Consider the following 21,678-nt stretch of genomic DNA (forward strand, 5'->3'; position numbering starts at 1 on the left):
AACAAGGAAATAACCTATGGGCGTGATAAGTGAGTTCAAGGCCTTCGCGGTCAAAGGTAATGTGGTCGACATGGCCGTCGGTATCATCATCGGCGCAGCCTTCGGCAAAATCGTTTCTTCGTTTGTCGGTGACGTGGTAATGCCGCCAATCGGCTTGTTGATCGGTGGGGTGGACTTCAGTGACCTGGCCGTAACGCTCAAGGCTGCCAACGGGGATGTCCCGGCGGTGGTGCTGGCGTACGGTAAGTTCATCCAGAGTTTGATCGACTTCATCATCGTCGCCTTCGCGATCTTCATGGGCGTCAAGGCCATCAACCGTCTGAAACGCGAAGAGGCCGTTGCGCCAACCCTGCCGCCGGTTCCGACCAAGGAAGAAGAGCTGCTGGAAGAGATTCGCGATCTGCTCAAGGCCCAGAACAATCGGCCCTGATGACTGATTGCCCCAAGAAACGGCGCCTTCGGGCGCCGTTTGTTTACCAATAGTTTTCCACCGCCACCTGGCCGGGTCGTCGACTGAGGCTCAGGTGCATGTCCCGTTGCTTGAGCAACTTGCGCGTGTCATCGATCATCTGTGGATTGCCGCAGAGCATTACCCGCGAATGCTCGGCTGTCAGCGCTACACCGGCCGTGCGCTCTAGCTCGCCACTTTCCATGAGTGTCGTGATCCGCCCATTCAAGGCACCCGGATGCTGCTCGCGGGTGACGGTGGCGATGAACTGCAGCTTGTGCGCGTATTCGGCCAGATAGTCGCGTTGCGCCAGCCCCGCGATCAGCTCCTGGTACGCCAGCTCCCGCGCTTCGCGCACGCTGTAGACAAGGATGATTCGTTCGAATCTTTCCCAAACCTCGAAGTCCTGCAAGATCGACAAAAAAGGCGCCAGCCCGGTGCCTGTGGATAACAACCAGAGGTCACGGCCATCGACGAAGCGATCCAGGGTCAGATAACCAAAGGCCTGCCGGTCGACCAGCAGCGTATCGCCGACTTCCAGCCGATTCAGTTCACTGGTGAACTCCCCTCCCGGCACGACAATGGAGAAGAACTCCAGGAACTCGTCATAGGGTGACGAGACCATCGAATAGGCCCGCCACACCGTACTGCCGTCCGCCTTGGTAACGCCCAGCCGGGCGAATTGCCCTGCGCGAAAACGAAAGCCCGGATCCCTGGTGGTTCGCAGGGTGAACAGGTTTGGAGTCAAAGTCTGGACGTCAAACAGTGTCTGGCGCATGAATTTTTCTGCACTGGCGGTCATGGGTCGCTCCATTCAACAGATAACGTCAGTGTCCCGCAAAGCAAGTGGCATAAACACCGGTGATTTGTAATGGCTTTAGCCTCACTCACTAAACAGTAGAAATACAAATGATAGGCAGCTGATTCTTTCTCCGTTTCAGATCTAAGAACCGGTTATGCAGTTGGCAGATTTTTCAAGAGCAAAATAATCCAGCATATATGTAGGAATACTCCTACACTCGGTGCGTGCCGGGTCCTGGATCCAATCAGCACCAACTCAAGTAAGTCCGCATGGAGTTACCCAATGAAAGTGTGGAAGGAATCACAGTTAACGCAGCTTTCTTACGCTCAGAAAATAGAGACCGCGTATGAGATTTCTCTCAGTCTCGTTAAGACTCTCGGCTTTAATTTCTGTGCATTTTCAATAACATCCCAAACAAGAGGGATACATCGCCATACGACCAGCCTGAATAATTACCCCATCGAATGGAACACGAAATATGAACAAGAGCACTTCAGTGAAGTCGACCCGATACTAGCCCATTGCAATCATTGCGAATTACCGATTCTTTGGCAGGAAGAGGTCTTCTCCAAGACACCTACGTTGTGGCAAGCACAAAAACAGCAAGGTTTGCGCTATGGCTGGTCCCAATCCGTTCATGATCAGAACGGGCTCTGCAGCATGCTGAGCCTGGCCAGAAGCCACTGCCCGATTACTACGCATGATCTGTACAAAAATCTGGGCTATGCGATGTTCATTAGCCGTCACCTGCACGGGCTTGTTGCGAAAGATCTGCCTACCCCCCCGAAACCGGGCGCAGTGCATTTATCAATCCGAGAAGTCGAGGTATTGAAATATTCAGCCGACGGCAAGACAGCATGCGAGATCGCGATCATCCTCAACCTGAGTGAAAGCACGGTTAATTTCCATATACGGGGCGCCATCCGAAAATTCGGCGTTAACAACAAGATTGCGGCCGTGATCAGAGCCGCGAGAGCGGGCGTGATCTGAATCTGTTTGAATCCCGCGAATCCTCGCGAGTAATCCAAGCGAAAAAAACGTACCATCTGCGATCCAATCCTGAGTGATGCCGTGTGAGATTCCACGACGTAGTCCACTCGGAATGGCTCGCCCGCTACAAGCCCCTGAGCGGCGAGCCACTCGTTGATTATTCTCCGTTGACCACCCAGAGCCCCCCGCCTCATGCCTCTGCTCGAAACCCCTTTCGCTCAACTCGATCTGATCCGCCAGCCAGAACAGCAGAATGAACCGTTGCAAGCGTTTGATGCCGCAGACGAATACCTGCTCACTCATCTGGCCGAGCAACAACCGGCAGCCGATACCCGAGTGCTGGTGCTCAACGACAGCTTCGGTGCTTTGGCCGCCAGCCTGGCGGGCAAGGTTCAGGTGATCAGCAGCGGCGATTCGTTTCTGGCTTTTCAGGGGCTGGAAAAAAACCTGATACGCAACGGCCAGGCGTTTGACGCAGTGCCGAAGGTGCCTGCCAGCGAAGCGTTCATCGGGCCGTTCGACCGGGTATTGATCCGGGTACCGAAAACCCTCGCCCTGCTGGAAGATCAACTGATCCGGCTACAAGGGCAACTGGCTCCCGGCGCTCAAGTGATTGCGGCGGCGATGGTGAAGCATTTGCCACGCGCTGCGGGCGATCTGCTGGAGCGTTACATCGGCCCGGTGCAAGCCTCGCTGGCCGTGAAGAAGGCCCGGCTGTTAATCGCCACGCCCGAAGCCAAAGCGCCTGCTGTCTCCCCGTACCCGACTCGCTATCGACTCGACTCGCCTGCTATCGAACTGCTCAATCACGCCAATGTGTTCTGCCGCGAAGGGCTGGATATCGGTACGCGGGCCTTTTTGCCGCACTTGCCGAAGAACCTCGGCGCAGCGCGAGTTGCCGACCTCGGATGTGGCAACGGCGTGTTGGCGATTGCCAGTGCCCTGCAAAACCCTGAGGCCCACTACACGCTGGTGGACGAATCGTTCATGGCGGTGCAATCGGCCGCTGAAAACTGGCGCGCGGCGCTGGGTGATCGTGACGTGATCGTGCGGGCCGGCGATGGTTTGGCAGAGCAGGAACCTCAATCACTGGATGTGGTGCTGTGCAATCCGCCGTTTCACCAACAGCAAGTGGTCGGCGATTTCCTGGCCTGGCGGATGTTCCAGCAGGCGCGTGAATCGTTGATGGTGGGCGGCGCGCTGTACATCGTCGGCAACCGTCATCTGGGTTATCACAGCAAGCTGGCGCGGTTGTTCCGCGGCGTCGAGCAAGTAGCTGCCACCCCCAAGTTCGTGATTCTCAAAGCACGTAAATAAAAGCGAAAAAAAACCCTCCATCGGGAGGGTTATAAATCCGTGCCGCAAGGCGACGGGATGGGAATTTCAGTGGGTGCTCAAACCGGCGGCATTCATGAACATGCGCATCAGGGTGGCCACAATGAACAGTGCCACGACGCTGCCAGCCCAGATCATCGCCAACCAGCCGAGTCGCTGCCAGAGCGGCTTTTTCTCGGCCGCTTCGATTTCCTGCAACGTAGGTTTGCCAGCCATCATCGCTTTCTCCTCTGGAATGGCGCCGGTATCAATCCAGCGCCGTAGTCGTGTGGGCTAGTGGTAACCATCTTCGTGGGTGACTTTGCCGCGGAACACGTAGTAGCTCCAGAAGGTGTAACCCAGGATGAACGGGATGATAAACAGCGTGCCCACCAGCATGAAGCCTTGGCTTTGCGGCGGTGCGGCGGCGTCCCAGATCGAAATCGACGGCGGCACGATGTTCGGCCACAGGCTGATACCCAAGCCGCTGTAACCGAGGAAGATCAGCACCAGGGTCAGCAGGAATGGCGTGTAATGCGCATTGCGGGCCACCGCGCGAATCAGACCGTACAGGGTCACCAGCACCAGAATCGGCACCGGCAAGAACCAGAACAGGTTCGGCAGGGTGAACCAGCGTGCAGCGATCTCGGCGTGGGCCAACGGCGTCCAGATGCTGACGATGCCAATCACCGCCAGTAACACGAAGGCCAATGGTCGCGCCAGGTCATGCATCTGCTCCTGCAATTTTCCTTCGGTTTTCATGATCAGCCAGGTGCAACCGAGCAGCGCGTAAGCCACCACCAGCGCCGCACCGCAGAACATCGTGAACGGCGTCAGCCAGTCGAGGGAGCCACCGGCAAATTGACGATTGACCACCGGCAGCCCATCGATGAATGCACCCAACGCCACGCCCTGAAAGAACGTTGCGGCGATCGAGCCACCGATGAATGCCTTGTCCCAGAGGTGACGCTTGTCGTCCTTGGCCTTGAAGCGAAACTCGAAGGCCACACCGCGGAAAATCAACCCGATCAGCATAAAGATCAGCGGCAGGTACAGCGCCGAGAGCACCACCGAATAGGCCAGCGGAAAGGCGCCGAACAAGGCTGCGCCGCCCAACACCAACCAGGTCTCGTTGCCGTCCCAGACAGGGGCGACGGTGTTCATCATGACGTCACGGTCGGTCTTGCCCTTGATGAATGGGAAGAGAATTCCGATTCCCAGGTCAAAGCCGTCCATGACCACGTACATCATGATGCCGAAGATGATGATCACGGCCCAGATCAGCGGAAGATCAATACCCATGATTCAAATCTCCTTGTTCAGGCTGTGGTTGTGATCACCGTTGTCATCGGCTGCGGAAAGCGGACGGGCCGGTGTGCGTTGCTGGCCAGGACCACCTTCGTTGGTTCCCTTGCCTTCGTCGATCTTCGGCCCTTTGCGCACCAGGCGCATCATGTAGCCAAGACCGGCGCCGAACAGGGCGAAATACACCACAACGAACATGATCAAGGTGATGCTCATCTGCACGAAGCTGTGCCCGGAGGACGCATCTGCCGTGCGCATCAAGCCGTAGACCACCCATGGCTGACGGCCGATTTCAGTAGTGAACCAGCCGGCGAGAATCGCAATCAGGCCGGACGGGCCCATCCACAGCGCCAGGTACAGGAACGGCCGCGAGGTATACAGCCTGTCGCGCTTGCGCAGCCACAGGCTCCACAATCCAGTGAAAATCATCAGCACGCCCAGGCCGACCATCGTCCGGAATGACCAGAAGACGATGGTCGAGTTCGGCCGGTCTTCAGGCGCGAACTCCTTGAGTGCCGGCACTTGCTTGTCCAGGCTGTGGGTCAGGATCAAGCTGCCGAGGTACGGAATTTCTACCGCGAATTTGGTCTTCTCGGCTTTCATGTCCGGCCAGCCGAACAGGATCAGCGGGGTCGGCTCATCGCCGACGTTTTCCCAGTGGCCTTCGATCGCGGCGATTTTCGCCGGTTGATGCTTGAGCGTATTAACGCCGTGGAAGTCGCCGATAACCGCCTGAATCGGGGCAACGATCAGTGCCATCCACATCGCCATCGAGAGCATGGTGCGGATTGCCGGGTTGTCCTTGCCGCGCAGCAAGTGCCAGGCCGCCGATGAACCGACGAAGAAGGCGGTCGCCACGAACGCCGCCGTGGCCATGTGCATCAGGCGGTAAGGGAATGACGGGTTGAAAATAATCGCCAGCCAGTCCACCGGAATGACCTGGCCATTGACGATTTCGTAACCTTGCGGAGTCTGCATCCAACTGTTGGAGGCCAGAATCCAGAAGGTCGAAATAAGGGTGCCAATGGCCACCATGACCGTCGAGAAAAAGTGCAGCTTGCGCCCAACCTTGTTCCAGCCGAACAGCATGACGCCGAGGAAACCGGCCTCGAGGAAGAAAGCAGTGAGCACTTCATAGGTCAGCAATGGCCCGGTCACCGAACCGGCGAAGTCCGAGAAGCGGCTCCAGTTGGTGCCGAACTGATAGGCCATGACCAAACCGGACACCACGCCCATGCCGAAGTTGACGGCAAAGATCTTCGACCAGAAATGATACAGATCGCGGTAAGTGTCGTTGTGCGTCTTCAGCCACAAGCCTTCGAGCACCGCCAGGTAACTCGCCAGGCCAATGGTGATGGCCGGGAACAGGATGTGAAACGAAATGGTGAATGCGAACTGAATCCGGGCGAGATCAAGTGCCTCCAAACCGAACATAAGTCTTCCTCTGTCAGGTAATACCGGCTGAAGGCTTGCGGCCTACACCCACTGCCCCCACGGATTATGGCGAATTCGGATTCGTTCTTTTTTTACCATCATCACAACGTAGGGAATCTGGCCGTCTGGCCGCCGGAACAATTCCACGAAGGGTCTTGATCTGGATCAAGCAACGTTGAAAGAGTAGTCGCATTTTTACCGATGGACGGTGTGGTCTTTTGCCGCGTGACAGGTTGCCTCATGAGTTTGGTCATGAGCGGCGGTACATTCCCATGGCGAGGCTGCATAGATCGGTGCCTAGCTAACTAAATTTCCTCGCCTTGCAACTTCGTGTTACAGCTTGGTGATAACCTCGCCCTTCCCCTCGCCCAGACCCGCCTTCAGATGCCCATCCAAGCGCCCCTGCTGTTACGTCATCACCGCCCGTTCATCGCGTTCTGGCTGGCTCGGGTGTTTACCGCCAGCGGTTTTCAGATGCTCACGGTGGCCATCGGCTGGAACCTGTATCAACTGACTGGCAACGTGCTCGATCTGGGGTTAGTGGGGCTGGTGGAATTTGCTCCGCGGGTATTGTTCATGCTGCACACCGGGCATGTCGCGGACCGCTATGACCGGCGCAAGGTCGCGGCGATTTGTCAGTCCCTGCAAGCGCTGATCGCCCTGTCGCTGGCCATCGGCAGCGCGACCGACCATGTCACCCGGGAGATGATCTTCATCCTCGCATTCCTGCTCGGTGCCGCCCGCTCCTTCGAAATGCCGACGACTCAGGCACTGCTGCCGAGCATCGTGCCCAGCGCGTTATTCCCCCGTGCCGTTGCCGCCGCCCAATCGGCCCAACAATCAGCGACCATCGTTGCCCCGGCGCTGGGCGGTCTGTTGTACGCCTTCGGCAGCGTCTGGGTGTATGGCCCGACGGTGATCCTTTACCTCATCGCTTGTGCGCTGATGCTCAACCTCCCGGCCCGGCAGACACCGCTGAACAAGGGCAAGGCCACCCTGGATTCGCTGCTGGCGGGTATCCGCTTTATTCGCAGTCGCCCGGACATTCTCGGGGCTATTTCCCTGGATCTGTTTGCTGTCCTGCTGGGTGGCGCGACCGCGCTGCTGCCGGTGTTCGCCAAAGATATTCTGCTGACCGGCCCATGGGGCTTGGGCCTGCTGCGGTCGGCACCGGCGGTGGGGGCGCTGCTGATGTCGCTGTTTCTGGCGCGATTTGCCGTGGAGCGCAACGTCGGGCGGGTGATGTTCACGGCCGTGGGTGTATTCGGCGTGGCGACCATTGCTTTCGGCCTGTCGACTTCGTTCTGGTTCTCTCTCGCCGTGCTGGTGGTGTTGGGCGCAGCGGACATGATCAGCATGGTGATCCGCGCCTCATTCGTGCAGCTGGAAACCACCGACGAAATGCGCGGCCGGGTCAGCGCTGTGAATGGCTTGTTCATCGGCGCTTCGAATCAGCTCGGCGAGTTCGAATCCGGCCTGACGGCCCACTGGTTCGGCACGGTGCCGGCAGTGGTCATGGGCGGCATCGGCACGCTGATGGTGACCGGGGCCTGGATCAAACTGTTCCCGACCCTGGCCAACCGCGACCGTATGCATGTGCCGAAGGAAGAGGTCAGGGCCTGACGTAGCTCAGGATACGGAGGTCCCGTACCTGCTTCCAAAAGACTGGAAATCAGCACAAAGCATAAATTCTCCGACCAAGTGCAATACATAGATAGTGCATCAAGTGTAATGTATCGCCTTACACTTGATGCATGATCAAATCCTTTCAGCACAAAGGCCTTCGTGGCTTCTACGAAACAGGTTCGACTCGTGGGATTCGGGCAGATCATGCGAAACGTCTGGCTCGCATGCTGCAGTTCATGGATCGCGCAGTGGCCTCTGACGACCTCGACCTTCCGGGATGGCGATTACACCCGCTCAAGGGTGATCTGATTGAATATTGGTCACTCAGCGTTTCGGGGAACTGGCGGGTTATTTTTCGTTTTATTGGTTCGGATATCGAATTGGTCGACTATCTGGACTATCACTGACAGGAGGCAGGACCATGCCCATGCACAACCCGCCACACCCTGGCGAAACACTCTTGATGGATGTATTGCCCGAGCTTGGTATCAGTGTCACCGAACTGGCCAGGCACCTTGGATTCGCCCGCCCGCATCTTTCGCGAGTGCTGCACGGCCATGCGCCCATCAGTCCGGACCTGGCGGTACGTCTGGAGCGGGCTGGAATCGGTAAGGCCCGGATGTGGTTAGGAGTTCAGACTGACTACGATCTCTGGCAAGCGGAGCAGCGTGAGCAACCCTTCATCGAACCGATTGCTATCCACGCCTGATATTCACTAGACCACCAACTCCCCCGCCACCGCCGACCGCGTGGCTTTGCCGCAGAGTTGCTCCACCAGCGTCAGCGCAAACTGCAACGCGGCGCCCGAGCCTTGGGCGGTGATGCAGTTGCCATCGACCACCACCGGTTGATCAACGAAGTTACAACCCGACAGTTGATTGCTGACCGTAGGCAGGCAAGTCATGCGTCGCTGACGCAAAACGCCAAAGGTTTGCAGCGCCAGCGCCGGAGATTCGGCAATACCGGAGAACAGGCGCCCGGCGGCGACCTGGTCCTTGATCAATTGTTGCAGGGGTTGGTGGGCCGCCAAATGCTGCGCCCCCACAGCACCGCCGGGCAGCACGATCAGGTCGAAGGATTGGGCGAGCAAATCCACCAACATCGCATCGGCGGTCAAGCGGGAGCCGCGAGCGCAGGTGAGCATGCGCCGTGCCTCGATGCTGGCCACCACCACTTCAACCTTGGCGCGGCGCAGCACATCGATCAGGGTCACGGTTTGCAGATCGTCGATGCCCTCGGCGAGGGTAATCAGGGCTCTAAAGGTCATGGGCGCGGTCCACAGGATAATCTTTAAAGCGTAGTCAGCTTTCCTGACCCTTGTTCGAGCCCAGCCGTTACTTGATGTAAAGCTGCGTCGACAGCGTGTTGCCGGGGGCGTTGACCGAAGTGTTGCTGAAGGTGAAGGTGCCGTCCTGCTTGCCTGCCAGGTTGAAGACGTACAGATAGCCGACGGTTTTTTTCCCGGCGGAGCACTCGGTCAGGTTGCCGGTATCAAAAGCACAGACAGGGGTTCGGGTGCCGTCCACTTTAAAACCGTCCAGCGCAACATGAGGCTCGCGACCGTAACCGACCTCCAACACGTAGACCTTGATGTTCGGACCACTGTGGTCGCAGCGCGTCTGGTCCTGACCGGCCGCAATATCTTCAAATCCACAGGATGGCGATTCGACCTTGAGCACCTTCACCTGGCTCAACGGTGGCGCCGTGGCTGCAATGGCCGTTTGCGCTCCGATGAAACAGGAGAGCAGCAATCCAAATGCCGTAATCACACGCTTATCAATGCAATACATATCTACCCCCTCCCTCCCCCAAAAAAACAGCGCGCAGTATGGCGCAGTTCCCTTTTGTACAAAACATCGACGACGATCGCAGCCATAAGCAGCCATAGTCCCACGCTGCTGGTATGATGCGCGGCTTTTTCCGACCCCACAGAAAATACCCAGGCGCCTGCAGCGGTCTGTGCTTTGCTGTTGAGGTCGATACATTCACGGCGCCGGGCGCGCCACGGGGAGCGGACATGCTGGAAAGGCTGTTTCAACTCAAGGCACACAATACCAACGTGAGGACCGAAATTCTGGCGGGCGTCACGACCTTTTTGGCCATGGCCTACATTCTGTTCGTCAACCCAAGCATCCTCGGCGAGACCGGGATGGACAAAGGCGCGGTGTTCGTCGCCACCTGTCTGGCCGCCGCTATCGGCTCGGCGACCATGGGCCTGATCGCCAATTACCCGATCGCCCTGGCACCAGGCATGGGCCTGAACGCCTTCTTCACCTACACCGTGGTCCTGCACTTGGGCCACACCTGGCAAGTGGCACTGGGGGCGGTGTTCCTCTCGGCTGTGATGTTTTTCCTGCTGTCGATCTTCCGCATCCGCGAATGGATCATCAACAGCATCCCGCTGGCGCTGCGCTCGGCGATTGCCGCCGGTATCGGCCTGTTTCTGGCGCTGATCGCTCTGCATAACGCCGGCATCGTGGTCAGCAACCCGGCGACCATGGTCGGCCTCGGCGATCTGAAGCAACCGGCGCCGATTCTCGCGACCCTTGGTTTTGCCCTGATCGTTGCTCTCGAAGCGCTTGCAGTACGCGGTGCGGTGCTGATCGGTATTCTGGCGGTGACCATTGTTTCGATCCTGATGGGCTTCAGCCCGTTCGGTGGCGTGATGTCGATGCCACCGTCCCTCGCCCCGACCTTCCTGCAACTGGACATCAAAGGTGCACTGGACATCGGTCTGGTCAGCGTGATCTTCGCCTTCCTGTTCGTCGATCTGTTCGACAACTCCGGCACGCTGATCGGCGTCGCCAAGCGCGCCGGTCTGATGGGCAAGGACGGCCATATGCCGAAAATGGGCCGCGCCCTGATCGCCGACAGCACCGCGGCCATGGCCGGTTCCTTGCTGGGCACCTCGACCACCACCAGCTACATCGAATCCGCAGCCGGCGTGAGTGCCGGTGGCCGCACTGGCCTGACCGCCATCGTGGTCGCGATTCTGTTTCTGCTGGCGCTGTTTTTCTCGCCATTGGCGGCCAGTGTTCCAGCCTTCGCCACCGCACCTGCGTTGCTGTTCGTCGCCGTACTGATGACATCCGGCCTGGCCGAAATAGACTGGGACGATATTACCGTCGCCGCACCGGTCGTGGTCACCGCCCTGGCCATGCCATTCACTTATTCCATCGCCAACGGCATCGCCTTCGGTTTCATCTCCTGGACTGCCATCAAGTTGTTGTCCGGTCGCGGCCGTGAGTTGAATTCGGCGCTGGTGATTCTGTCGATTCTGTTCGTGATCAAATTGGGTTGGTTCAACGCATGACTTTTGACTCCCAGGCCTACGCCATTCAGCTTGAAGAAAAGGTTACGCGCCTGCGCGACCTACTGGCCCCGTTCGGTGCGCCCGAACCCGCAGTGTTCGATTCGCCGCTGAAAAACTTCCGTCTGCGTGCCGAATTCCGCCTGTGGCGCGAAGCCGGCGAGCGCCATTACGCGATGTTTTCCCAGGAAGACAAACGCACGCCGATCCTGATCGAAGAGTTCCCGATCGCAAGCCTGCGCATCAACCAGTTGATGCCGCAACTCAAGGCGGCCTGGCAAGCGAGTGCGGCGCTGAGCCACAAGCTGTTTCAGGTGGAGTTCCTCACCACCCTGGCCGGCGATGCGATGATCACCCTGTGCTACCACCGCCCGCTGGACGAGCACTGGCACGCAGCGGCGTCGAAACTGGCAGCCGACCTGAACGTCAGCATCATCGGTCGCTCGAAGGGCAAGCGCGAAGTGATCGGCCACGATTACGTGGTCGAGAAACTCGAAGTGGGCGGCCGCACCTTCAGCTATCGCCAGCCGGAAGGCGCGTTCACCCAACCCAACGGCACGGTGAACCAGAAAATGCTCAACTGGGCGTACGACGCCCTCGGTGATCGTTCCGACGATTTGCTGGAACTGTATTGCGGCAACGGCAACTTCACCCTGCCACTCGCGACCCGCGTGCGCAAAGTGCTGGCCACCGAAATCAGCAAGACCTCGGTCAACGCAGCACTCAGCAACCTGAGTGAAAACGCGGTGGATAACGTCACGCTGGTGCGTTTGTCTGCCGAAGAACTGACCGAAGCCCTGAACGAGGTTCGCCCGTTCCGTCGCCTGCACGGCATCGACCTCAAGAGCTACGAGTTCGGTAGCGTATTCGTCGATCCGCCCCGCGCCGGCATGGACCCGGACACTTGCGAACTGACCCGGCGCTTCGACAACATCCTCTACATTTCCTGCAACCCGGAAACCCTCGCGGCCAACATCGCCCAACTGCACGACACCCACCGCATTACCCAATGCGCGATGTTCGACCAGTTTCCGTGGACCCATCACATGGAATCCGGGGTGTTGTTGACCCGTCGTTGATCGCAGCCTCCATATACAAATCAGCCGTCCACAGGACGGCTTTTTTGTGGGCGGTCAACGAGTCGCATCGACCTTGCGCGGGCGACCACCCTTCTTGCCGTTGGCCCGCGCAGCCTCGGCCTTCGCCGCGCTGCTCTGACGACCATTTCGCGAGGCGATCACCGAGGCTGCCATATCCATAAGAGGTTTACTCGCCGAAATCAAACCGGCGATGGACACCTGCAATTCCTTGTCTTCATGACAAAGCGCGGCTCCGGCGAAACCGACTTTCAGCCCGGCGAAATCCTCGGTCTCAAAACCATCGAACTCCGGATAGTTTTTTACTGGCAACAACACACCGCTGCCATCCTCGAAACCGACGGCGAGACATGGATCAAGAAAGATCACCGTCGTCGCATTCAATCCGGCACGACGGCGTGCCTCACCACGCTCGATCGCTTCGTCCAGAGCGCCTTCGGTCACGGGGTGATCAACCTGCATTTTTGCGCTTATCGTTTTCATAATTCGATCTCCACGCCTTCTGATGCTCCCATCAGGCTCAGCAGGGTCTTGTTGCTCTCCGGCTCATAGCGAGCCGAACCAATCATGTAAGTCGTGCTGCCAATCCACTTCATCACGACCACTTCATTGCCCTGCCAATCCCATAACTGGTTGTCGAGGCAGGCCGTCTGCAATTTGTTCCACCAGATGCCACGAGCTCGCCGTAAACTGGCGGGTTGCCTGAGCGCCTGACGCAATCCCTCCAGCACAGCCAGAGGAGGTCGATGCGAATGAGGGACGACATCCAGAGCTCGACGCCGTTGTGCCAGAAGCTGAACCTGAAGCGCGCGCTCCATGTGCCTGCGTCGACGTGAACGTATGGCGGGCAATGCTCATCACGCAACATGACCACCAGTGAAAACCCTTTGTAGCGGCATACGTTCATGCTAACCCATCCGTTAGGTTATAGAGTTCGAAGATTCGCCATTCCTTGAAGAATCCGATAACTGGCACTGATCGATTGATCAACCGGCCACGTTTGAGCCTAGCGTTCCAGGCTGATCGGGCGCTGCCGATCAAGGCAAAAAAGAGTAAGCAATCCTTTCATTGCCAACACTTGGCCAGTGCTGAATCTGGCCCTGTATTTGTGCGCTCTTATTTGATAAACACAGACTCAGATACTTCATTTGATTCCCGGTGTAATCAATCATGCAGCGACATTTCGACGATCTTCAGCTGGGCAGCATCGAACTGTTTTGCCTGGCCGCCGAAGCGGGCAGCTTTACCGCAGCAGCACTTGTAGCAGGCGTAACCCCGGCCGCCGTCAGCCGCTCGGTGTCGCGCATGGAAGAACGTTTGGGTGTGCGGTTGTTTGCGCGTACCACCCGCAGCGTCAAGCTGACTGATAGTGGCCGGCGTTATTTCGAGGAGTGTCGCGAGGCTCTTGCCCAGCTGGTCGAGGCCCAGCGCGAGGTGATGGGGCAGCAGCAAGAACCCTCTGGCACGTTGCGCATCAGCATTCCCACGACCTATGCCCATCATCGAATCCTGCCCTTGCTGCCTGCGTTTCGGGCGCGCTTCCCTGCCGTGAAGGTCGAGGCGCATATCAGCAATCGCAACATTGATTTCGTCGGCGAAGGCTATGACATGGCAATCCGTGTGCGGGCCATTCCCGACTCCGGGTTGATTGCCCGGCCCTTGGAAGACGCCGCGCTGGTGATGATTGCCAGCCCTGATTACCTGAAGCGCGCCGACACCCCGCAAACACTGGATGACTTGGCTCAGCACGAATGCATTCAGTACGAACTGCCCAGCAGCGGCAGGCGGATTGCCTGGCTGTTCAACGACAACGGTGTGCCGCTGGAGATTCTTGCCGAGGGCAACTACTGCTGCTCCGATGACGTATTGGGCGGCGTAACGCTGGCAAAAAGCGGCGCGGGGATCTTTCAAACCTATCGCTTCATCGTCGAAAACGAACTGGCGGACGGTTCGCTGGTGGAAGTGCTCAAACCCTATGGCGGACGCTCCCGCCCCTTCACTCTGCTGTACCCGCAAAGCCGCCATGTGCCGTTGCGGCTAAGAGCGTTTATCGATTTTTTGCTAGAACATCTGCCGCACTGAAAAGATCGCACAAGGAGCTGCCGAAGGCTCGGGCCGCGTTCGGACGATCTTTTTGTATCTGTCCGATCACCGCACAAATAATCCAGGCCTGACGCCCTCTTCAATTGACCTTGTTAACCAGTTGGTACAATTTTCACCCACAGGCTAAAACACTCAGCCAATGCCAACAATAATATGTGGAGAGACCCGATGTCCCCTATCGTTCTGGTGCTTAACGGCCCGAACCTGAACCTGCTCGGCACCCGTGAGCCGGCGACTTATGGCCACGAAGCCTTGGCGGATATTTCGGCGCTGTGCGGTCGTGCTGCCGAAGAATTCGGCCTGACAGTGGAGTTTCGCCAGACCAACCATGAAGGCGAACTGCTCGACTGGATTCACGCCGCCCGTGGCCGTTGCGCCGGGATCGTCATCAATCCGGCTGCGTGGACTCACACCTCGGTCGCCATCCGCGATGCCTTGGTCGCCAGCGAACTGCCGGTGATCGAAGTCCACCTGTCCAATGTCCATGCCCGCGAACCGTTCCGGCATCACTCCTTTGTTTCCTCCATCGCCACGGCGGTCATGTGCGGTTTCGGCAGCCACGGCTATCGTTTGGCGCTGGAGCACTTCAGCCAACGTTTGGAAGGTTAAGCGTCATGACACAGAACACCGTGGTATTGGCCGGGCTGATCGGTGCCGGCATTCAGGCTTCCCGCACCCCCGCGCTGCACGAGCATGAAGGCGATGCGCAGGGTTTGCGTTACCTGTATCGGTTGATCGATCTGGATCAATTGAAACTCGACAGCAGCGCCCTGCCCGACCTGCTGATGGCCGCCGAACGGATGAACTTCACCGGGCTGAACATCACCTTCCCGTGCAAGCAGACGATCATCCCGTTGCTCGACGAGTTGTCCCCGGAAGCTCGCGGCATTGGCGCGGTGAACACGGTGGCGCTGAAGGACGGTAAACGCATCGGCCACAACACCGATTGCCTGGGTTTTGCCGAAGGCTTTCGCCGTGGTTTGAAGGACGTTGCCCGTGAGCGTGTGGTGCAAATGGGCGCCGGTGGCGCAGGCGCGGCAGTGGCCCACGCGCTATTGAGCGAAGGCGTACAGCTGCTGAGCATTTTCGATGTGGATCAAAATCGCGCTCAGTCGCTGGCGAACAACCTCAATCAGCATTTTGGTTTCGGTCGTGCCGTGGCCGGGCATGATTTGCCAGGCACGTTGGGCCAGGCAAACGGGCTGGTGAATACCACGCCGATGGGCATGAAAAAGCTGCCAGGCATGCCAGTGCCAGCAGAGCTGCTTCGGGCGCAATTGTGGGTCGCTGAGATCGTTTACTTTCCGCTGGAAACCGAACTGCTGCGCAACGCTCGCGCGTTGGGTTGTCGCACTTTGGACGGCGGCAACATGGCGGTGTTTCAGGCGGTGAAAGCGTTTGAACTGTTCAGCGGCGTGGTGCCGGACGCTCAGCGGATGCTGGCGCATTTTCAGAGCATGAATGGTTGAAAAGCCTTTGCGGGCAAGTCGGATCGCCGCACCGCTCGCTCCTACACAGATCACGTGACCTGTGTAGGCGCGAGCGGTGCGGCGATCCGACTTGCCCGCGAAGACGTCAGGCCTGCAGGTATCGCAACACCGACTCGCAAATCATCTCCCGATGACGCTGCTTGATGTTTTCGTCCGGCAAGTCGATCTGAAAGATCTCACTGAGCGTATGACGGTTCGACACCCGATAGAAGCAAAACGAGCTGATCAGCAGATGCACATCCAGCGGATCGAGGCCGGTACGAAATACGCCCGCTGCGGCTCCGCGCCGCAAGATCTCGCCCAGTGAATCGAGGATGGTGTTGTTCATCGCCTTGATCGCATCGGAGCGCTTCACATACTCGGCGTTGTGAATGTTCTCGACGCTGACGATACGCACGAAATCGACATTGCGATCATGGTGATCGAAGGTGAATTCCACCAAGCGCCGAATCGCTTCCACCGGAGCCAGTTCAGCCAGGTGCAAACGGTTTTCGGTGCTGCGGATATCTCCGTAGAGTTTCTCCAGCACTTCGACGTAGAGTTGTTCCTTACTGCCGAAGTAGTAATAGATCATGCGTTTGGAGGTGTGGATGCGCTCGGCGATCGCATCGACGCGCGCACCGGAAAGCCCCTGCTGAACGAACTCGACAATGGCCTCTTGAAGGATGTTCTCGCGGGTCTTTTCCGGGTTGTTCTTGCGACTCTTGCGAGGCTCGGCCATTGGCTTTTCGGGTGCTGCGGAGCGTTCTGAAATTATTGTCATTGCGGGCTCACGGCCATCACTGCACAAGCTGGCGATTATGGGCTGCCGCGCACAATGAAGGAAGTCGCGCGACAGCAGTTTGGTACCCGAGTTTACGATTTTCCTACAACTTTGCCTGACGTACGCCACCATTTCGCGATTTAGCCATGGCCGCCAGTCGTACGGCGACATTGGCCGCGCCGTAACCCGCGTAGCCGTTTTTGCGCTGGATGATTTCAAAGAAGAACCGTCCTTCGAACGGCTCGGTGTAGACATGAAACAGCTCGCCGCCCTGAGCATCGCGGTCGTAGAGCACGTTGAAATAGGCCAGTTCGCTGAGGAACTCATCGTCGAAATCGAACCGCGCGGCGAGGTCATCGTAGTAGTTGAGCGGAATATCCAGCAGCGGCACGCCCGCTTCCTTGGCGCGACTGACTTCAGCAAAAATGTCGTCGCAATCGAAGGCAATGTGATGCACGCCAGAACCGCGATAACTCGACAGCGCGTGTGAGATGGCGGTGTTGCGGTTCTCGGAGATGTTCAGCGGCAGGCGGATTGAACTGCAACGGCTGCGCAATGCGCGACTCTTCACCAAGCCATACGGGTCGGGCAGCACCACTTCATCATCGGCTTCGAAATCCAGCAGGCTCTTATAGAACAGCACCCAACTGTCGAGGCTGTCGGCCGGCAGTGCCATCGCCATGTGGTCGATGCGCTTGAGACCACCGCTGGCCACAGCCGTCGGTTGCAGATTGAAGTCGGTGCCGTAGACATCGGCGTCCTTGTCCACCAGGTAAATCAGGCTGCCGTCCGGCGCACGCACCGCGGCCAGTTCAAGCTCATTGGGACCCACGAGCCCGCGATAGGGCTGCCCCTTGTACGCAACGGCACGCGCCAGCGCACTGGCGCTGTCCTTGACCCGCACGGCGGTGGCGCACAGCGATGGGCCGTGCGCCTCGAAAAAACTGTGGGCGAAAGAATAAGGCTCAGAGTTGAGGATCAGGTTGATATCGCCCTGACGCAACAGGCTGACGCTCTTGGAACGGTGCTGCCCAGCCTTGACGAAACCCAGCCGCTCCAGCCAATGGGACAGCTTGGCACCGAGGCTTTCATCTACTGCGAATTCAAGAAACTCGATGCCGTTGTATTCGCTGGCGCTGGGGGTGTCGAACAGAATGTCGCGATGGGTTGCGGGCGTGGCTTCCTGTTCCAGACGTTGGCGAGTTTTCTCTTCCAGATACAGCAACGAACGCAAACCGTCGGCGGCGTTGGCCCGTGACGGCGCGGCGCGGAAGCCGTCGTTGAAGATCTCCAGCGACAGCGGCCCGGTGTAGCCACTCTTGATGATCGGCGCGAGGAACCCCGGCAGATCGAATTCGCCCTGGCCCGGGAAACAGCGGAAGTGCCGGCTCCACTCCAGCACGTCCATGGCCAGGATCGGCGCGTCGGCCATTTGCACGAAGAAGATCCTGTCGCCGGGAATCTCGGCGATGGCGCTTGGGTCGCCCTTGAGCGACAGCGTATGAAAACTGTCCAGCAATACACCGAGGCTTGGATGATTGGCCTGGCGAACGATGTTCCATACCTGTTGCCAGGTGTTCACATGCCGGCCCCAAGCCAGCGCTTCGTAACCGATCCGCAGGCCACGAATGCTGGCCCGCTCTGCGAGCTGGTGCAAATCATCAATCAGGATCTGCTCATCACCAATGGAGTCGGCCGAGGCGTTGCTGCACACCAGCACCAGGTCAGTGCCCAGTTCCTGCATCAAATCGAACTTGCGCTCGGCCCGCTCCAGATGGCGTGGCAAGCGATCGCGGCGGCAACCTTCGAAATCCCGAAAGGGCTGAAACAGCGTGATGGCGATTCCGAGATCGGCGCACATCTGTCTGATTTCCCGCGGGCTGCCGTCGTAGTAGAGCAGGTCGTTTTCGAAAATCTCCACCCCGTCAAAACCGGCGGCGGCGATGGCTTCGAGTTTTTCCGGCAGGGTGCCGCTCAAGGAAACGGTGGCAATGGAACGCTGCATGTGTCGACTCCCGGTGGTGGGGACATTCTTGTTGGGCAAATTATTGGCTTGACGAATCCACACAGCAATTCAAAGTGTACTACCCGGTTAGTTTTGCGGGCGATTATCGAACACAATGGCGGTTGGCGAATTGACGATTTTTTGTCCACTGCGCAACATCGACACCACATTGAGTCCGGTCACAACCCCATGGACTCGGTTACCAAAGACCCTGAACACCACATAAAAATTTCAAAAAACGGGTACACGCTCATGCGCTCATTCAACGCCTTGTTTGCTTGCTCCACCGACCTCACGCCGTACCTGGCATCCATCCGAACCTTGCGCCCTCTCGGCCGAACCGTGCCGCTCGCTGAATAACCGTTGTCGTCTGTCCGACGAAAACACCTCAGCCGATCAATCACACCCGCGTCTGTCGCCGTCGATTGATCACGCGCCCTTGAAGTCCCGACAAGCCTCGCTTGTCAGTCATTGAACGGATGGCACCTACATGTTTCCTTCTCAAAGCTCTCAAACGGAAAGCTCTCGCGTGGCTCCGGCCATAGGCGTCGCCACTGGCGGTATCGGCGACAAAATCCGCGGCGCCATGGCCGTGGGCAAAACCCGTTGGGGGATGCTGGCGCTGGTGTTTTTCGCCACCACCCTGAATTACATCGACCGCGCTGCCCTGGGCGTGATGCAGCCAATCCTGGCCAAGGAGATGAGCTGGACGGCGATGGATTACGCCAACATCAACTTCTGGTTTCAGGTCGGCTACGCCATCGGCTTTGTGCTGCAGGGCCGATTGATCGATCGGGTCGGCGTTAAACGCGTGTTCTTCTGCGCGGTGCTGCTCTGGAGCCTGGCCACCGGCGCTCATGGCCTGGCCACGTCGGCAGTGGGCTTCATGGTCTGCCGGTTCATTCTCGGTTTGACCGAAGCGGCGAATTACCCAGCCTGTGTGAAAACCACCCGGTTGTGGTTCCCCGCTGGCGAGCGCGCCGTAGCAACTGGCATCTTCAACGCCGGGACCAACGTCGGCGCGATGTTCACGCCGATGCTGCTGCCGCTGATCCTCCACGTCTGGGGCTGGCAAGCCGCGTTCCTGTGCATGTCGGCACTGGGCGGCATCTGGTTGCTGTTCTGGGGGCTGAAGTACTTCAACCCGGAAGATCACCCGAGCGTCAAACAATCGGAACTGGACTACATCCAGCGGGAAGTCGAGCCGGAACAGTCCCGCGTACCGTTCTCGCGAATCCTGCGCATGCGTGGCACCTGGGCCTTCGCCCTCGCCTACTCGATGACCGCGCCGGTGTTCTGGTTTTACCTGTACTGGCTGCCGCCGTTCCTCAATCAGCAATACAACCTGGGGATCAACGTGACTCAGATGGGTATCCCGCTGATCATCATCTACCTCACCGCTGACTTCGGCAGTGTCGGTGGCGGGATCCTGTCTTCATTCCTGATCGGTCGCGGGATCAACCCGATCAAAGCACGACTGATGTCCATGTTCCTGTTCGCCTGCTGCATCATTGGCGTGGTCATGGCCGCCGGCTCAAGCAGCCTGTGGGTCGCGGTGTTTGCCATCTCCCTGGCCATCGGTGCGCACCAGGCCTGGACCGCGAATATCTGGAGCCTGGTGATGGACTACACGCCCAAGCACATGATGAGTACGGTGTTCGGTTTCGGCGGGATGTGCGCGGCCATCGGCGGGATGTTCATGACCCAATTGGTGGGCCATATTCTGACGGTCACCCACAACAACTACACCGTGCTGTTCACCATGATTCCGGCGATGTACTTCATCGCGCTGATCTGGATGTACTTCATGGCACCGCGCAAGATTCCTACCGTCACCGAGTAAAATCCCTTCCTCCGGCAGGCCTGATTCCAGGCCTGCGCTCTCTTACTGCCCACGCTGTTGCCACACTGCCGCCAACCCGCTGCAACAAATCACCGTGATCCCGACCACCGTGGTCAGGGTCGGCGTGTGAGAAAACAGTAACCAACCCAGCAAACCGGCAAAGACGATCTGGCAATAGCCGAACGGCGCCAACAGCGCGGGCGCGGCGTGGCGGAAGGCCTGAGTCAGAAACAGATGCGCCGTCATCCCGCACGCCCCCAGCGCCACCATCATAAAACCATGACCCAGGCTTGGGACTTGCCAGAAGAACGGCACCAGCGTGCTCATCACCAAGGTGTTGCAGAGCCCGGCAAAAAAGTTGCTGGTGGTCGGGCTGTCGATTTCGCTGAGCTTGCGGGTGAGCAATTGATAGAAACAGAAAAACAGTGCCGAGCAGAACGGCAGCAACACCGCCGGCGTGAACAGTTCGCCACCGGGATGGACGATGATCAACACCCCGATAAACCCACACACCACCGCCAGCCATTGGCCACGCGTCACCTGTTCACCGAGCAGCGGCACCGACAGCGCCGTCACCAATACCGGTGCGAGAAAGTTGACCGCCGTGGCTTCGGCCAAAGGGATGAACAGCAGCCCCGTGGTGAATAGCAAACTGGTCCCTAGCAGGCACAACGCCCGCAACAGTTGCAGCAATGGCCGTTTGGTCCGTAGGACACGCAACCCGGACTGCGGCAGAAAAATCCCCGCCATCAGTAACGTGTGAACCACATAGCGGGCCCACACCACCATGATTACCGGGTAGAAACCCGAGAGGTATTTCGACAAAGCGTCATGACTGGAGAACAGGAAAGTGGCGACGACGATCAGCAGAATCCCTTTGAAGGGCTGATTGACACCGGAAAGCGGAGTGCTGAGGGTCATGGGTCTCCCTTTGGGGGTCTTGAGATCAAAAGCGTCGCGGGCAAGTCGGATCACCGCACCTGGGGATGAACTCCGACAATTTAGAACCTGGTTCCAGATTCTCACAGGCGTTACGGCAAATAATGTTCGATCAGCGCCGGTATTCGATGAGATGCGTCGCCCAATCGATAAAAAACCATCGTCTGACGGAATTCGATGGGCTATCGATGTTCAATACAAGTCTGAAA

General features: G+C 58.3%; 22 protein-coding genes and 1 pseudogene. 12 read left to right on the top strand and 11 right to left on the bottom strand.

What is annotated here, in order from left to right; all coding sequences use genetic code 11:
* Nucleotides 1-16 precede the first annotated feature (16 nt).
* On the top strand, nucleotides 17-430 hold the full coding sequence (mscL, locus tag LOY56_RS22760) for a large-conductance mechanosensitive channel protein MscL (protein ID WP_008149145.1): 414 nt from the start codon (nucleotides 17-19) through the stop codon (nucleotides 428-430).
* A gap of 43 nt (nucleotides 431-473) precedes the next feature.
* Here the strand turns inward: mscL and LOY56_RS22765 are convergent, their stop codons facing one another.
* Nucleotides 474-1,250: a ferredoxin--NADP reductase gene (locus tag LOY56_RS22765; RefSeq protein ID WP_258617224.1), complete on the bottom strand. Its 777-nt coding sequence runs from the start codon at nucleotides 1,248-1,250 to the stop codon at nucleotides 474-476.
* Nucleotides 1,251-1,532: 282 nt separating this feature from the next.
* On the opposite strand from LOY56_RS22765, the gene LOY56_RS22770 reads away from it, so the two are divergent.
* Together LOY56_RS22770 and LOY56_RS22775 are read left to right on the top strand one after the other, a co-directional pair.
* Nucleotides 1,533-2,240 carry an autoinducer binding domain-containing protein gene (locus LOY56_RS22770; RefSeq protein WP_258617225.1) on the top strand — a complete coding sequence of 236 codons (708 nt, stop codon included), beginning with the start codon at nucleotides 1,533-1,535 and terminating at the stop codon, nucleotides 2,238-2,240.
* A 192-nt stretch (nucleotides 2,241-2,432) separates the two neighbouring features.
* The gene (locus LOY56_RS22775) at nucleotides 2,433-3,557 is read left to right on the top strand and encodes a methyltransferase (protein ID WP_258617226.1); all 1,125 of its coding nucleotides are present in this window, start codon (nucleotides 2,433-2,435) and stop codon (nucleotides 3,555-3,557) included.
* 66 nt (nucleotides 3,558-3,623) lie between these two features.
* Here the strand turns inward: LOY56_RS22775 and LOY56_RS22780 are convergent, their stop codons facing one another.
* Genes LOY56_RS22780 through LOY56_RS22790 form a run of 3 tightly spaced genes read right to left on the bottom strand, consistent with a single transcriptional unit; the run spans nucleotide 3,624 to nucleotide 6,293 of the window.
* The gene (locus LOY56_RS22780) at nucleotides 3,624-3,791 is read right to left on the bottom strand and encodes a DUF2474 domain-containing protein (protein ID WP_258622847.1); all 168 of its coding nucleotides are present in this window, start codon (nucleotides 3,789-3,791) and stop codon (nucleotides 3,624-3,626) included.
* Nucleotides 3,792-3,848: 57 nt separating this feature from the next.
* Nucleotides 3,849-4,856: a cytochrome d ubiquinol oxidase subunit II gene (gene cydB / locus LOY56_RS22785; protein WP_258617227.1), complete on the bottom strand. Its 1,008-nt coding sequence runs from the start codon at nucleotides 4,854-4,856 to the stop codon at nucleotides 3,849-3,851.
* Between the two features lie 3 nt (nucleotides 4,857-4,859).
* Nucleotides 4,860-6,293, bottom strand: coding sequence for a cytochrome ubiquinol oxidase subunit I (locus LOY56_RS22790; RefSeq protein WP_258617228.1), 1,434 nt, complete (start codon nucleotides 6,291-6,293; stop codon nucleotides 4,860-4,862).
* A gap of 384 nt (nucleotides 6,294-6,677) precedes the next feature.
* Here LOY56_RS22790 and LOY56_RS22795 point away from each other — a divergent pair, with 384 nt between their 5' ends.
* The 3 genes from LOY56_RS22795 to LOY56_RS22805 all read left to right on the top strand — a co-directional run bounded on the left by LOY56_RS22795 (nucleotide 6,678) and on the right by LOY56_RS22805 (nucleotide 8,628).
* A complete protein-coding gene (locus LOY56_RS22795) occupies nucleotides 6,678-7,916 on the top strand; it encodes an MFS transporter (RefSeq protein WP_258617229.1) in 1,239 nt (412 codons plus the stop codon).
* 131 nt (nucleotides 7,917-8,047) lie between these two features.
* Nucleotides 8,048-8,326, top strand: coding sequence for a type II toxin-antitoxin system RelE/ParE family toxin (locus LOY56_RS22800; protein WP_258617230.1), 279 nt, complete (start codon nucleotides 8,048-8,050; stop codon nucleotides 8,324-8,326).
* Between the two features lie 14 nt (nucleotides 8,327-8,340).
* Nucleotides 8,341-8,628, top strand: coding sequence for a HigA family addiction module antitoxin (locus LOY56_RS22805; RefSeq protein WP_038981447.1), 288 nt, complete (start codon nucleotides 8,341-8,343; stop codon nucleotides 8,626-8,628).
* Nucleotides 8,629-8,634: 6 nt separating this feature from the next.
* Here LOY56_RS22805 and LOY56_RS22810 read toward each other — a convergent pair whose 3' ends face one another.
* Nucleotides 8,635-9,186 carry a DJ-1 family glyoxalase III gene (locus LOY56_RS22810; protein WP_258617231.1) on the bottom strand — a complete coding sequence of 184 codons (552 nt, stop codon included), beginning with the start codon at nucleotides 9,184-9,186 and terminating at the stop codon, nucleotides 8,635-8,637.
* Nucleotides 9,187-9,253: 67 nt separating this feature from the next.
* Nucleotides 9,254-9,709, bottom strand: a complete 456-nt coding sequence (locus LOY56_RS22815; RefSeq protein WP_258617232.1) for a YolA family protein — start codon at nucleotides 9,707-9,709, stop codon at nucleotides 9,254-9,256.
* Between the two features lie 227 nt (nucleotides 9,710-9,936).
* Between LOY56_RS22815 and LOY56_RS22820 the strand changes: the two genes are divergently transcribed.
* Both LOY56_RS22820 and trmA read left to right on the top strand, forming a co-directional pair.
* Nucleotides 9,937-11,232 (top strand): NCS2 family permease, encoded by a 1,296-nt coding sequence (locus tag LOY56_RS22820; protein ID WP_258617233.1) that lies wholly within the window; start codon nucleotides 9,937-9,939, stop codon nucleotides 11,230-11,232.
* Nucleotides 11,229-12,308 (top strand): tRNA (uridine(54)-C5)-methyltransferase TrmA, encoded by a 1,080-nt coding sequence (trmA, locus tag LOY56_RS22825; RefSeq protein WP_258617235.1) that lies wholly within the window; start codon nucleotides 11,229-11,231, stop codon nucleotides 12,306-12,308. Before LOY56_RS22820 ends, trmA begins: the two co-directional genes overlap by 4 nt.
* Before the next feature lie 54 nt (nucleotides 12,309-12,362).
* On the opposite strand, the gene LOY56_RS22830 is transcribed toward trmA, so the two are convergent.
* Both LOY56_RS22830 and LOY56_RS22835 read right to left on the bottom strand, forming a co-directional pair.
* On the bottom strand, nucleotides 12,363-12,809 hold the full coding sequence (locus LOY56_RS22830; protein WP_258617236.1) for a DUF2442 domain-containing protein: 447 nt from the start codon (nucleotides 12,807-12,809) through the stop codon (nucleotides 12,363-12,365).
* Nucleotides 12,806-13,233 (bottom strand): annotated as a pseudogene (locus tag LOY56_RS22835) (DUF4160 domain-containing protein). The gene LOY56_RS22830 and the pseudogene LOY56_RS22835 overlap by 4 nt, the downstream one beginning before the upstream one ends.
* 263 nt (nucleotides 13,234-13,496) lie before the next feature.
* Here LOY56_RS22835 and LOY56_RS22840 point away from each other — a divergent pair.
* The 3 genes from LOY56_RS22840 (at nucleotide 13,497) to LOY56_RS22850 (ending at nucleotide 15,898) form a co-directional block, all read left to right on the top strand.
* Complete coding sequence (locus LOY56_RS22840) at nucleotides 13,497-14,408, top strand: LysR family transcriptional regulator (protein ID WP_258617237.1); 912 nt, start codon at nucleotides 13,497-13,499, stop codon at nucleotides 14,406-14,408.
* 189 nt (nucleotides 14,409-14,597) lie between these two features.
* Nucleotides 14,598-15,038: a type II 3-dehydroquinate dehydratase gene (gene aroQ, locus LOY56_RS22845; RefSeq protein ID WP_258617238.1), complete on the top strand. Its 441-nt coding sequence runs from the start codon at nucleotides 14,598-14,600 to the stop codon at nucleotides 15,036-15,038.
* A gap of 5 nt (nucleotides 15,039-15,043) precedes the next feature.
* On the top strand, nucleotides 15,044-15,898 hold the full coding sequence (locus LOY56_RS22850; protein ID WP_258617239.1) for a shikimate dehydrogenase: 855 nt from the start codon (nucleotides 15,044-15,046) through the stop codon (nucleotides 15,896-15,898).
* A 106-nt stretch (nucleotides 15,899-16,004) separates the two neighbouring features.
* Here the strand turns inward: LOY56_RS22850 and LOY56_RS22855 are convergent, their stop codons facing one another.
* Nucleotides 16,005-16,682, bottom strand: a complete 678-nt coding sequence (locus tag LOY56_RS22855; protein WP_258617240.1) for a TetR family transcriptional regulator — start codon at nucleotides 16,680-16,682, stop codon at nucleotides 16,005-16,007.
* Between the two features lie 103 nt (nucleotides 16,683-16,785).
* Entirely contained in the window at nucleotides 16,786-18,687 is a 1,902-nt protein-coding gene (quiC, locus tag LOY56_RS22860) for a 3-dehydroshikimate dehydratase QuiC (protein WP_258617241.1), read from the bottom strand.
* A 490-nt stretch (nucleotides 18,688-19,177) separates the two neighbouring features.
* Between quiC and LOY56_RS22865 the strand changes: the two genes are divergently transcribed.
* Nucleotides 19,178-20,530: an MFS transporter gene (locus LOY56_RS22865; protein ID WP_258617242.1), complete on the top strand. Its 1,353-nt coding sequence runs from the start codon at nucleotides 19,178-19,180 to the stop codon at nucleotides 20,528-20,530.
* Between the two features lie 42 nt (nucleotides 20,531-20,572).
* Here LOY56_RS22865 and LOY56_RS22870 read toward each other — a convergent pair whose 3' ends face one another.
* Complete coding sequence (locus LOY56_RS22870) at nucleotides 20,573-21,451, bottom strand: DMT family transporter (RefSeq protein WP_258617243.1); 879 nt, start codon at nucleotides 21,449-21,451, stop codon at nucleotides 20,573-20,575.
* Nucleotides 21,452-21,678 lie beyond the last annotated feature (227 nt).

This window comes from Pseudomonas sp. B21-048 (assembly GCF_024748615.1).
Lineage (GTDB): Bacteria > Pseudomonadota > Gammaproteobacteria > Pseudomonadales > Pseudomonadaceae > Aquipseudomonas.

Bases quoted from the DNA above. Each gene is read 5' to 3' on its own strand.
- LOY56_RS22780 (WP_258622847.1), bottom strand. From the start codon at position 3,791: ATGGCTGGCAAACCTACGTTGCAGGAAATCGAAGCGGCCGAGAAAAAG.
- LOY56_RS22775 (WP_258617226.1), top strand. From the start codon at position 2,433: ATGCCTCTGCTCGAAACCCCTTTCGCTCAACTCGATCTGATCCGCCAG.
- LOY56_RS22805 (WP_038981447.1), top strand. From the start codon at position 8,341: ATGCCCATGCACAACCCGCCACACCCTGGCGAAACACTCTTGATGGAT.
- LOY56_RS22815 (WP_258617232.1), bottom strand. From the start codon at position 9,709: ATGTATTGCATTGATAAGCGTGTGATTACGGCATTTGGATTGCTGCTC.
- LOY56_RS22840 (WP_258617237.1), top strand. From the start codon at position 13,497: ATGCAGCGACATTTCGACGATCTTCAGCTGGGCAGCATCGAACTGTTT.
- quiC (WP_258617241.1), bottom strand. From the start codon at position 18,687: ATGCAGCGTTCCATTGCCACCGTTTCCTTGAGCGGCACCCTGCCGGAA.
- trmA (WP_258617235.1), top strand. From the start codon at position 11,229: ATGACTTTTGACTCCCAGGCCTACGCCATTCAGCTTGAAGAAAAGGTT.
- LOY56_RS22770 (WP_258617225.1), top strand. From the start codon at position 1,533: ATGAAAGTGTGGAAGGAATCACAGTTAACGCAGCTTTCTTACGCTCAG.
- LOY56_RS22810 (WP_258617231.1), bottom strand. From the start codon at position 9,186: ATGACCTTTAGAGCCCTGATTACCCTCGCCGAGGGCATCGACGATCTG.
- LOY56_RS22870 (WP_258617243.1), bottom strand. From the start codon at position 21,451: ATGACCCTCAGCACTCCGCTTTCCGGTGTCAATCAGCCCTTCAAAGGG.
- LOY56_RS22855 (WP_258617240.1), bottom strand. From the start codon at position 16,682: ATGACAATAATTTCAGAACGCTCCGCAGCACCCGAAAAGCCAATGGCC.
- LOY56_RS22790 (WP_258617228.1), bottom strand. From the start codon at position 6,293: ATGTTCGGTTTGGAGGCACTTGATCTCGCCCGGATTCAGTTCGCATTC.
- LOY56_RS22850 (WP_258617239.1), top strand. From the start codon at position 15,044: ATGACACAGAACACCGTGGTATTGGCCGGGCTGATCGGTGCCGGCATT.
- LOY56_RS22830 (WP_258617236.1), bottom strand. From the start codon at position 12,809: ATGAAAACGATAAGCGCAAAAATGCAGGTTGATCACCCCGTGACCGAA.
- LOY56_RS22765 (WP_258617224.1), bottom strand. From the start codon at position 1,250: ATGACCGCCAGTGCAGAAAAATTCATGCGCCAGACACTGTTTGACGTC.
- LOY56_RS22800 (WP_258617230.1), top strand. From the start codon at position 8,048: ATGATCAAATCCTTTCAGCACAAAGGCCTTCGTGGCTTCTACGAAACA.
- LOY56_RS22865 (WP_258617242.1), top strand. From the start codon at position 19,178: ATGTTTCCTTCTCAAAGCTCTCAAACGGAAAGCTCTCGCGTGGCTCCG.
- mscL (WP_008149145.1), top strand. From the start codon at position 17: ATGGGCGTGATAAGTGAGTTCAAGGCCTTCGCGGTCAAAGGTAATGTG.
- cydB (WP_258617227.1), bottom strand. From the start codon at position 4,856: ATGGGTATTGATCTTCCGCTGATCTGGGCCGTGATCATCATCTTCGGC.
- LOY56_RS22795 (WP_258617229.1), top strand. From the start codon at position 6,678: ATGCCCATCCAAGCGCCCCTGCTGTTACGTCATCACCGCCCGTTCATC.
- aroQ (WP_258617238.1), top strand. From the start codon at position 14,598: ATGTCCCCTATCGTTCTGGTGCTTAACGGCCCGAACCTGAACCTGCTC.
- LOY56_RS22820 (WP_258617233.1), top strand. From the start codon at position 9,937: ATGCTGGAAAGGCTGTTTCAACTCAAGGCACACAATACCAACGTGAGG.